The organism is Micromonospora sp. U56, from assembly GCF_018070095.1.
Taxonomy (GTDB): Bacteria; Actinomycetota; Actinomycetes; order Mycobacteriales; family Micromonosporaceae; genus Micromonospora; species Micromonospora purpureochromogenes.
In genome coordinates this window covers 1-9,974 of record NZ_JAGPYL010000178.1, presented here as the reverse complement: position 1 = coordinate 9,974, position 9,974 = coordinate 1, and the positions used below count along the sequence as shown (strand labels likewise).

Below are 9,974 nucleotides of genomic sequence, written 5' to 3'. Positions count from 1 at the left end.
GCGCGTGCCGGTGCGCTGGACCGTGGCCGGCCAGCCCCGCCCGCTGCCCACCGAGGTGGACGTCGCGGCGTACCGGATCATCCAGGAGTCGCTGACCAACGCGCACCGGCACGCGCCGGGCGCGGCGGTCGCGGTCCGGCTGCGCTACGACCCCGACGGCGTCGCCATCGAGGTACGCGACACCGGCGCCGAGCCGTCCCCGTCGCCGGGACCGAGCGCCGGGCTCGGCCTGCTCGGCCTGCGCGAGCGGGCCGAGGCGGTCGGCGGCACCTTCACCGCCGGCCCCCGCCCGGACGGCGGTTGGTCGGTGCGCGCCGAACTGCCCGCCGCCGAGGAGCAGGCCGAGTGACGTCCGCGGGTTCGTGGCGGGCCCTTCCCAGCCGGTCCCGACGGTCCTAGAGTGAGGGCGGCGACCGCGAGGTGGCCGGTGACCCGGCGGGAGGCGCAACCCGTCGGGCCCAGGTGCGTGCCGCACCCACCGGCGACCCGTGACGCCTCCGCACCGGTGGCCCCTCGCCCCGCCCACGCTGAGGAATCCCCATCACGACAGGGGAGACAACGACGATGGCGCGACCGATCACGCTCTTCACCGGCCAGTGGGCCGATCTTCCGTTCGACGAGGTCTGCCGGCTCGCCGCCGAGTGGGGCTACGACGGGCTGGAGATCGCCTGCTGGGGTGACCATTTCGAGGTCGACAAGGCCCTCGCCGACGACTCGTACGTCGAGCGCAAGAAGGAGACCCTCGCCAAGCACCACCTCAGCGTCCACGCCATCTCCAACCACCTGGTCGGCCAGGCGGTCTGCGACCACCCGATCGACGAGCGGCACCAGGGCATCCTGCCGGCCCGGATCTGGGGTGACGGCGAACCCGAGGGGGTCCGCCGGCGCGCCGCCGAGGAGATGAAGGACACCGCCCGCGCGGCGGCGAAGCTCGGGGTGAAGACGGTGGTCGGGTTCACCGGCTCGTCCATCTGGCACACCCTGGCGATGTTCCCGCCGGTGCCGCCGGAGATGATCGAGCGCGGCTACCGGGACTTCGCCGACCGGTGGAACCCGATCCTCGACGTCTTCGACTCCGTCGGGGTCCGCTTCGCCCACGAGGTGCACCCGAGCGAGATCGCCTACGACTACTGGACGACGCGGCGGGCGCTCGCGGCGATCGGCCACCGGCCGGCGTTCGGGCTCAACTGGGATCCGTCGCACTTCGTCTGGCAGGAGCTGGACCCGGTGAACTTCATCCTCGAGTTCGCCGACCGGATCTACCACGTGGACTGCAAGGACGCGAAGGTACGCACCGGCGACGGGCGGCGCGGCCGGCTCTCGTCCCACCTGCCCTGGGCCGATCTGCGCCGGGGCTGGGACTTCGTCTCCACCGGCCACGGCGACGTGCCGTGGGAGGACTGCTTCCGGGCGCTCAACGCGATCGGCTACGACGGGCCGATCTCCATCGAGTGGGAGGACGCCGGAATGGACCGGCTGGTCGGCGCGCCGGAGGCGTTGCAGTTCGTCCGCCGGCTCGCCTTCGACGCCCCCGCGGCGGCGTTCGACGCCGCGTTCAGCAGCAAGGACTGACCCGCCCCGGCCCGACCGACCCCTACCCGACCTGAGGCGGGACGCACCTGGGTCGGTCGGGCCGCCGGGCCGGCTTAGTGTCCGGTCACTCGGCGGCGAAGGCCTGTTCGCTGATCAACCGGGCCGCGCCCACCACGCCGGCCCGCTCGCCGAGGTCGGACAGCACGATCGGCATCGTGCCGGTGGTCAGCGGCGCCGACCGGCGGTAGACCACGGCCCGGATCTCGGCCAGCAGGGTGTGCCCGAGGCCGTCCGGGGCGCCACCGATGATCACGATGCCGGGGTTGACGAAGCTCACCAGCCCGACCAGCACCTGGCCCAGCCGGCGGGCGGCGTCGCGCACGACGGCCTGCACTGCCGGGTCGCCCCCGGCCGCCGCCCCGGCGACGTCCGCCATGGTCAGGGTGCCGGTGGTGGCGAGCCGGTCGGCCAGGGCGGGGGAGCGGCCCGACCGCGCCGCGTCCAGCGCCGCGGCGACCAGCCCGGCCTCGCCGCAGTACGCCTCCAGGCACCCCGCCTCGCCGCAGGCGCAGCCCGGGCCGTCATCGGCGAGCCGCAGGTGGGCGATGTCGCCGGCGCCGCTCGTCGCGCCCCGGTGCGGCGCGCCCCGCAGCACCAGGCCGCAGCCGATCGCGGTGCCGAGCTTGACGTACAGGAAGTCGTCGAAGGTGCGGCCGATCCCGGCGTGCTGCTCGCCGAGCGCCATCACGTTGGCGTCGTTGTCGACCAGCGTCGGGCAGCCCAGCTCGGCGCCGAGAGTGTCGCGCACCGGAAACCCGTGCCAGCCGGGCAGCGCGCCGGGTGCGATCGGGGCGCCCTCCCGGAAGGCGACCGGCCCCGGCAGCCCGACGCCGACGCCGGTGAGCTGGGCCAGGCCCAGTTCGGCCCGGAGCTTGCCGACGAGTTCCGCGGCCCGGGCGACCACCGGCCCCGGACCGGACCGGACGTCTGCCGGCTCGCGGAACTCGGCCAGCACGTTCAGCTCGCCGTCGGTGACGGCGACGGTGAGCCGGTCCGTGCCGATCACGACGCCGGCGAAGCGGACCGTGCGGGCGACGCGCAGCAGCGACGACCTCCGGCCGCCGCGGGAGGCCGCCGGCCCGGCGGTCTCGACCAGGCCCAGCTCCACGAGGCGGTCCACCTCCGCGATCAGCCTCGACCGGGACAGGCTCACCGCGTCGCCCAGCTCCACCCGCGACCGCGGGCCGTCGTCGCGCAGCATCCGCAGCAGTCGTGCCTGGTACGCGTTCTCCGGTCGGACCGGAACCATCGCCACCACCTCCGGCCGGAGTCTTCCACGGCGGTGTTACGTCTGATGGCGCGAGTGGCCGCACCCGGTACGCCCGGGTGCGGCCACTCGATCGACACCTCGGGTCCGTCAGCCCCGCAGACCCGACATGTGCTGGTAGCTGACCTCGGCGTAGCGCAGCGAGCGGCCCGGGTCGGCGCTGCCGCCCGGCGCGTTGTCCTGCTCCCACATCGGGTTGTGGTAGCCCTTGGCACCCATGTTGGCGAAGAAGGTGCCGTAGTCGATGTCGCCCTGGCCGAGCGGCACCATGTCGTACCCGCTGGTGGTGTTCGGGTTGAACGCGCCGTCCTTGGCATGGAACAGCGGGAACCGGATCGGCTGGGCCGCCACCGTGGCCAGCGGGTCGAAGACGTCGGTCTGCGTCACCCCGTCCGGGTCGGTGTAGCTGCGGAACCGGTGCTGGGCCACGTGCGCCCAGTAGATGTCCATCTCGAACCAGACGTACTCCGGGTCGGTGAGCCCGATGAAGTACTCCAGCTTCCGGACCCCGGAGGACCGGGTGGGCCGGCCCAGCGCGTCCAGCGGCCCGCTGTCGAGCAGGAAGTTTGCGCGCGGGACCAAAGAGAAGAGGTTGACGGCAGAAGTTTTCGTTGTTTGGTGCGAACTTTTGCTTCAAGTCGGCGAAAGTGGCACCGGCTGGGGTGGGCATGGGTCTGACCTGCCGTGTTTCCGGGCCCACACGCCAGCGGGCCGGTCGTCGACGACGACCGGCCCGCTGGAAGGTGCGGTTGGTTAGAGCGTGTTGGCGTTGGCGCCCGGGCCCGACGGCTTGGGCCGCGCGGTGGTGGACGACGACGAGCTGGGGGAGCTCGACGAGCTGCCCGACTTCGCGCCGATGGTGGCCGGCGTGCCCGCGAACGCGTCGTCCGCAGCGGTCAGCTCCTGCTTGTTGCCGTTGCCGGTGCCCAGCTTCTCGCCGAGCTTGGACTGGCCGAGCTTGTCCTTGCCCTCGCTGTAGAGCCGGGTCGCCTGGGCCTGCGCGACACCCGCCGCCTCCTGGACGGTCGGGTGGTCGAGCACCTTACGGCCCCGGACGACCAGCTCCTCGTACTTCTCCCGGCCGGCACGGGCGCCCAGGACGAAGCCCGCAGCCAGCCCGCCAAGGAACATGATCTTTCCGCGCATGGCGGCTCCTTTCGTACCTGACGCTCCGCCGTTCCCGCCCGGGGGATCCGGTTGGGATCGACCATGTCGCGCCCTAGTCCTCTGTCGGCAGCTAACTACCCATCCTGCTCCGCGCTCATGCCTGGTTGTGCCGTGATGACGATTTGTCCGATTTTATTCCTGCCGTGTCGCGGCCCTCCAAGGCGAGGGCTCGTGGAGGTAACCCCCTGGACCGGACCCCCCGGGAATCCTGTACTCTTGTGCCGTCGCCGAGCGCCGGGGAGATCCGGAGCGCGGTGACCAGCGGTCCCCCGTAGCTCAATTGGCAGAGCAGCCGGCTGTTAACCGGCAGGTTTTTGGTTCGAGTCCAAACGGGGGAGCTCACGCTCCACCCGCGCCCGTCGGCCCCGCCGACGGGCGTTTCTCGTCGTCACCGCTTTGCCCCGCCCGCCCGGCCGCGACCTCCCCGGTGATCAAGAAGTTTGCGTCACCGACGGGCCGTCCGCAGGCGCAAACTTCTTGATCACCGGTGGGCACGGACCGTGGAGAGCGGGTGTGGGTCCCGCGTCCGGTTTGGGCCCGGTGGGGCGTGCTCGGGCGGCAGGATGGGCGGTGTCGGCTTAGTCTTTCGATGCGTCGATTGGTGCGTCGATTCAAGGGACGGGTGGAGATGGCCGGAAGACGGGGACCTGGCGCGGCGACGCTGATCGCGGTGCTGGTGGTGCTCGGCTGGCTGGTGGTCGGCGGGATCGCCGGGCCGTACTCCGGGAAGCTGGGCGAGGTCGCCACCAACGACAACGCCTCGTTCCTGCCCGCCGACGCCGAGGCGACCCGGGCGCAGGACCTCGCCGGCGGCTTCGTGGAGCGGGAGAGCACCCCGGCGCTGGTGGTCTACGAGCGCGGCTCCGGCATCACCGACGCCGACAAGCAACGGGCGGTCGCCGACACCGCGCGGTTCGCCCAGGTCCCCGGCGTGGTCGGGCCGCTGCCGCCGCCTATCCCCAGCCAGGACGGTCAGGCGCTCCAGGTCGTCGTACCGATCGACGAGTCGGCGGGCGAGGAGATCGGCCGGGTGGTCGAGGAGCTGCGCGGGATCGCCGGCGGCGACCGGGACGGGCTGACCGTCGACGTCGCCGGACCGGCCGGGCTGCTGGCCGATTTGATCGAGGTGTTCGGCGCCATCGACGGGCCGCTGCTGCTGGTCACCCTGGTCGTGGTGCTGGTCATCCTGCTGATCGTCTACCGCAGTCCGGTGCTCTGGCTCTTTCCGCTGCTCGCGGCGGGGATGTCGTACGCGCTGGCGTCGGTGTTCGTCTACCACCTGGCGAAGAACGACGTGATCAAACTGAACGGGCAGGCGCAGGGCATCCTGACCGTGCTGGTCTTCGGCGCCGGCACCGACTACGCGCTGCTGCTGATCGCCCGCTACCGGGAGGAACTGCACCGGCACGAGCGGCCCTGGGACGCGATGAAGACCGCCTGGCGGGGCGCCGCCCCGGCGATCATCGCCTCCGGGGCCACCGTGATCGTCAGCCTGCTCTGCCTGCTGCTGTCCAGCCTCAACTCCAACCGGGCGCTCGGCCCGGTCGCCGCCGTCGGCATCGCCGCCACGCTGGTCGTGATGCTCACCTTCCTGCCGGCGCTGCTGGTGCTCGGCGGCCGGTGGGCGTTCTGGCCCCGCCGGCCCCGCGCCGACCAGGCCGACCCGCGGGCCGAGCACGGCATCTGGAGCCGGGTCGCCGGCTTCGTCGCCCGGCGCGCCCGCCCGGTCTGGTTGGTGACCGCCGCGGCGCTGGCCCTGCTCACCCTCGGACTGGCCCAGCTCGGCGTCACCACCCTCGGCCAGTCCGACCTGTTCACCAACCGGACCGACTCGGTCGCCGGCCAGGAGGTCATCGCCCGGCACTACCCGGCCGGCACCGGCAGCCCGGCGACGATCTTCACCAACCAGCAGGCCGCCCAGGAGGTCGCCCGGGTGGCCCAGGGCGTCCCCGGCGTCGCCGCCGTACGGCCGGTGACCGGTGAGCGGGCCGGCCCGTCCGAGGAGAACGCGCCCCCCAAGGTGGTCGACGGCAAGGTCCAGCTGGAGGCGACGTTGTCCGACCCGCCGGACAGCGACGGCGCGGAGCGGGCCATCCGCGACCTGCGGGTGGCGGTGCACCGCGTCGCCGACGCCGACGCCGTGGTCGGCGGGTTCACCGCGATCAACGTGGACACCTCCGCCGCCTCCACCCGGGACCGCAACGTGATCATCCCGGTGGTGCTGGTGGTCATCGCGGTGATCCTGGCCCTGCTGCTGCGGGCCCTGCTCGCCCCGGTGCTGCTGATCGCCACCGTGGTGCTGTCGTTCCTGGCCACCCTCGGGCTGTGCGCGCTGATCTTCCGGTACGTCTTCGACTTCCCCGGGGTCGACGCGTCCTTCCCGCTCTTCGCGTTCGTCTTCCTGGTCGCCCTCGGCATCGACTACAACATCTTCCTGATGAGCCGGGTCCGCGAGGAGTCGGTCAAGCGGGGCACCCGGGCCGGGGTGCTGTCCGGCCTCGCCGTCACCGGCGGGGTGATCACCTCCGCCGGCATCGTGCTCGCCGCGACCTTCTCCGCGCTGGCCGTCCTCCCGCTGGTGGTGCTGGTGGAGCTCGGCGTGGCGGTGGCGGTGGGCGTACTGCTGGACACCATCGTGGTCCGCTCGCTGCTGGTGCCCGCGCTGTCCTACGACATCGGGCCGAAAATCTGGTGGCCGAGCCGGCTGGCCCGGACGGCCCGGACCGGGACGGAGGCCGGGCATGCTGGCTGAGACGGACGTCGTCATCGTCGGCGGCGGCCTCGCCGGGCTGGCCGCCGCCCGCCGGCTGCACCGCGCCGGCGTGCCCTGGCGGCTGTTGGAGGCCGGTGGCCGGCTCGGCGGCCGGGTCGCCACCGACGCGGTCGACGGCTACCTGCTGGACCGCGGCTTCCAGGTGTTGAACACCGCCTACCCGAGGCTGGGCACCCTGCTCGACGTCGACAGCCTGGAGCTGGGCTGGTTCACCTCCGGGGTGCTGGTGCGCCGCGGCGACCGGCTCGACCGGCTGGTCAACCCGCTGCGCGCGCCCGGCGGCGCGCCCGGCACGGCCCTGGCCGGTATCGGCTCGCTGCTCGACCGGATCCGCTTCGCCGCGCTCGCCACCGGCTGCGCCACCCTGCCGAAGAGCCGGCTGCTCACCGCACCGGAGACCACCACCGAGGCCGCGCTGCGCCGGGCCGGGCTCTCCGACACGATCATCGAGGAGCTGCTGCGGCCGTTCCTCTCCGGCGTCCTCATCGACCGGGAGCTGGAGACCTCCAGCCACGTACTGGCGATGATCCTGCGCTCCTTCGCGCGCGGCCGGATCGGCCTGCCCGCCCGGGGGATGGCCGCGCTGCCCCGGGCCGTCGCCGAACCGCTGCCCGCCGACCTGATCGAGCTGGACACCCCGGTCGCCGAGGTCGCGCCCGGCCGGGTCCGCACCCAGGCCGGCGACATCGGCTGCCGCGCCGTCGTGGTCGCCGTCGACCCGCCCGCGGCGGGAATGCTGCTGCCCACCCTGGCCCGGGTACGCATGCACAGCTACACGACCTACTACCACAGCACGCCGGAGGCGCCGCTCGACGAGCCGATCCTGCTGGTCGACGGGGACCGGCGGGAGATGATCGCCAACACCGTCGTGGTCAGCAACGCCGCCCCGACGTACGCGCCAGCCGGGTGGCACCTGGTGGCCACCTCGGTGGTCGGCCCGAGCGCCCCGCCCGAGCCGGCGATCCGGCGCGAGCTGGACCGGCTCTACGGACGCTCCACCGCGGACTGGACCCACCTGACGACCGTCGAGGTCCCCGACGCGCTGCCCGCCGCGCCACCGCCGCAGGGGCGACTGCGCAAACCGGTGGCGCTCGGCGACGGGCTGTTCGTGGCCGGCGACCACCGGGACAGCCCGTCGATCCAGGGCGCGCTGGCCAGCGGCTGGCGGACGGCCGGGTCGGTGCTGGCGGAGCTGCGCGCGGTGGGGTGATCCGGGCCGGTGCGCGGGACCTTGCGGACCGCTGCTGACTGTTATCCTCGCGTAGCCCATCGTGCCGATCGGGGTCTTGTGTCGGCCGGTTCGGTGGTGGCCGGTGATCCGCCGAGCGGGTTACGATCCGGCGCGGTATCGGGGCGGTAGCTCAGCCGGTTAGAGCAGGGGACTCATAATCCCTCGGTCGCGGGTTCGAGTCCCGCCCGCCCCACCACACAAAACACCTGGTCAGCCATGCTGCCGGCGACCCGGCCGAACCGCATCAAGATCCGGGCCGACGCCGTCAGTCCGCACTGAGTCCGCAGCAGCACGACCCGCCGCCCGGTCGAGGCGGTCCGCCACCTGGTCCAGGTCGTCCTCGAACAGGTCCGCGTACACGTCCAGCGTCATGGCGGCCGAGGCGTGCCCGAGCATCCGCTGCACCGCCTTCACGTTGGCGCCCTCAGCCACCGCGAGACTGGCCGCCGTGTGCCGCAGCTCGTGCGGCGTCAGGCCGGCGAGACCGATCGACTCCGCAGCCCGATCGAAGACGCGGCGGCGGAAGTTGTTGTTGCGCAGCACCTCGCCGGCCGGGGACGTGAAAACCAGCTCGTTACCAGCACGGCCGGCGATCTGCGCGGCGATCGGCTCAACCAGGAACCGGGGGAGCGGCACCGACCGGCGTTGGTGCGTCTTCGGCGTGCCGAACACCGCGCGTCCGTTGACCTCGGTCACCGACTCCGCCACGAGCAGCCGACGCTTCACGAGGTCCACGCGCCGCACCCGAAGCGCGGCCAGCTCGCCCCAACGCAGCCCGGTGTAGGCCAGCACTCGGATGATCAGTCCGTGCGGCTCTGCCGCCGCCGCCAGCTCGCCCACCTGGACGTGCGTCAAGGCGGCCCGCAAGCGGGCCGCGCCGGCCCGGCCCCGGCCTGCTGGCGACCTCCGGCCGGCATCGGCCGGGCCGGCCGGCCACACTTGGGGACGACCAGGATCCTGAAGACCTCGGGGCTCCGCCCCGAACCCCGACCCTCCTCAGAGATGCCGCCGCGGATCACCTCGCCGGGCACCACAAGGGCTACCAGCCTCCCCGGACGGGGACCAGGTCGTTCCGTCCGGTAGGGCGCTCCACCTGGACCCCGTCCGGGGATGCTGGACGGTCCACGACTGCCCGACGAGGAGATCCGCCGCTCCGTGGTTAGCGCGGCAACGCCACGCTTCTGGTTTGATCACCGGATGGGTTATGTCGGTTCCTACACCTGGCAACTTCGACAGTTGGTCGGGTCTCGACTGCTGCTCATGCCCGGAGCACAGGTCGTTCTCCTCGACGCGGCTGAGCACGTCTTGTTCCAGCGACGTCGTGATTCTGGTTTGTGGGAGATACCGGCAGGGGCCGCCGAGCCAGGAGGAAGCTTCGTCGGTACCGCGATCGATGAGGTCCGAGAGGAGACCGGACTCATAGTCGACAGCTCCGATCTCGCTGCCTTCGGTTGCCTATCTGAGCCGGATGCTCACGTCATCACCTATCCCAACGGGGACCGGATGCACTGCTTCGCCATGTGCTTCGAAGCGCGACGATGGTCAGGCGTGATCGAGCCGGAGAGCACGGAGGTGCTCGAAGTGGCTTTCGCTGACCCCGCAACGCCACCCGGCCCGCTGCAAGCACAGACCCGAGTTGTCCTGGAAATGCACGCCGCGTATCGCCTGACTGGCCGGTTCCAAGCCAGGTGACGCCTAGACTCACGGGCCATCGGTGGGCCAGTAGCCATGGCACCCATCGGGCACGAGCGGGCGCGAGAGGCAAACGGGTAGGCCCCTGGGTGCAGGCGTTTCGGGCATCACGACCAGTTGAGCACGCTCTTCCAGACTCGTAAATCGGTGAGCGAGTGGGCAGGCGGCAGCGCCCGGCGTAGCGCAGCGGAGCCGGGCTGTGGGTTTGTTGCGGTCAGGCCGCGTTGGGTAGATCGGGTTGGGGCTGGAGG

9 protein-coding genes and 2 tRNA genes are annotated in these 9,974 nt (G+C 72.3%); 7 read left to right on the top strand and 4 right to left on the bottom strand.

Annotated features, from left to right (window positions below):
* Positions 1–349: sensor histidine kinase (locus tag KBX37_RS32045; RefSeq protein ID WP_374103934.1), on the top strand; the 349-nt coding region annotated here is incomplete at its 5' end.
* A 215-nt stretch (positions 350–564) separates the two neighbouring features.
* Positions 565–1,572 carry a sugar phosphate isomerase/epimerase gene (locus KBX37_RS32040; protein ID WP_210779582.1) on the top strand — a complete coding sequence of 336 codons (1,008 nt, stop codon included), beginning with the start codon at positions 565–567 and terminating at the stop codon, positions 1,570–1,572.
* A gap of 85 nt (positions 1,573–1,657) precedes the next feature.
* On the opposite strand, the gene KBX37_RS32035 is transcribed toward KBX37_RS32040, so the two are convergent.
* The 3 genes from KBX37_RS32035 to KBX37_RS32025 form a co-directional block, all read right to left on the bottom strand.
* Positions 1,658–2,842, bottom strand: a complete 1,185-nt coding sequence (locus tag KBX37_RS32035; protein ID WP_210779581.1) for an ROK family transcriptional regulator — start codon at positions 2,840–2,842, stop codon at positions 1,658–1,660.
* Between the two features lie 108 nt (positions 2,843–2,950).
* The gene (locus KBX37_RS32030) at positions 2,951–3,442 is read right to left on the bottom strand and encodes a TIM barrel protein (protein ID WP_210779580.1); all 492 of its coding nucleotides are present in this window, start codon (positions 3,440–3,442) and stop codon (positions 2,951–2,953) included.
* Positions 3,443–3,613: 171 nt separating this feature from the next.
* Positions 3,614–4,006 carry a hypothetical protein gene (locus tag KBX37_RS32025; RefSeq protein ID WP_210779579.1) on the bottom strand — a complete coding sequence of 131 codons (393 nt, stop codon included), beginning with the start codon at positions 4,004–4,006 and terminating at the stop codon, positions 3,614–3,616.
* 286 nt (positions 4,007–4,292) lie between these two features.
* Here KBX37_RS32025 and KBX37_RS32020 point away from each other — a divergent pair.
* The 4 genes from KBX37_RS32020 to KBX37_RS32005 all read left to right on the top strand — a co-directional run bounded on the left by KBX37_RS32020 (position 4,293) and on the right by KBX37_RS32005 (position 8,227).
* Positions 4,293–4,365, top strand: a tRNA-Asn gene (locus tag KBX37_RS32020).
* A gap of 290 nt (positions 4,366–4,655) precedes the next feature.
* Positions 4,656–6,779, top strand: a complete 2,124-nt coding sequence (locus KBX37_RS32015; RefSeq protein WP_210779578.1) for an MMPL family transporter — start codon at positions 4,656–4,658, stop codon at positions 6,777–6,779.
* Positions 6,769–8,010 (top strand): NAD(P)/FAD-dependent oxidoreductase, encoded by a 1,242-nt coding sequence (locus tag KBX37_RS32010; RefSeq protein WP_210779577.1) that lies wholly within the window; start codon positions 6,769–6,771, stop codon positions 8,008–8,010. Before KBX37_RS32015 ends, KBX37_RS32010 begins: the two co-directional genes overlap by 11 nt.
* A 140-nt stretch (positions 8,011–8,150) precedes the next feature.
* Positions 8,151–8,227: transfer RNA gene (locus KBX37_RS32005), tRNA-Ile, on the top strand.
* Between the two features lie 14 nt (positions 8,228–8,241).
* Here the strand turns inward: KBX37_RS32005 and KBX37_RS32000 are convergent.
* Positions 8,242–8,970 (bottom strand): site-specific integrase, encoded by a 729-nt coding sequence (locus tag KBX37_RS32000; RefSeq protein ID WP_307849292.1) that lies wholly within the window; start codon positions 8,968–8,970, stop codon positions 8,242–8,244.
* Positions 8,971–9,141: 171 nt separating this feature from the next.
* Between KBX37_RS32000 and KBX37_RS31995 the strand changes: the two genes are divergently transcribed.
* The gene (locus KBX37_RS31995) at positions 9,142–9,723 is read left to right on the top strand and encodes an NUDIX domain-containing protein (protein ID WP_247659406.1); all 582 of its coding nucleotides are present in this window, start codon (positions 9,142–9,144) and stop codon (positions 9,721–9,723) included.
* The last annotated feature ends 251 nt before the right edge of the window (positions 9,724–9,974 follow it).

Coding starts and splice junctions, on each gene's coding strand:
- KBX37_RS32040 (WP_210779582.1), top strand. CDS start 565: ATGGCGCGACCGATCACGCTCTTCACCGGCCAGTGGGCCGATCTTCCG.
- KBX37_RS32035 (WP_210779581.1), bottom strand. CDS start 2,842: ATGGTTCCGGTCCGACCGGAGAACGCGTACCAGGCACGACTGCTGCGG.
- KBX37_RS32025 (WP_210779579.1), bottom strand. CDS start 4,006: ATGCGCGGAAAGATCATGTTCCTTGGCGGGCTGGCTGCGGGCTTCGTC.
- KBX37_RS32015 (WP_210779578.1), top strand. CDS start 4,656: ATGGCCGGAAGACGGGGACCTGGCGCGGCGACGCTGATCGCGGTGCTG.
- KBX37_RS32010 (WP_210779577.1), top strand. CDS start 6,769: ATGCTGGCTGAGACGGACGTCGTCATCGTCGGCGGCGGCCTCGCCGGG.
- KBX37_RS31995 (WP_247659406.1), top strand. CDS start 9,142: ATGCTGGACGGTCCACGACTGCCCGACGAGGAGATCCGCCGCTCCGTG.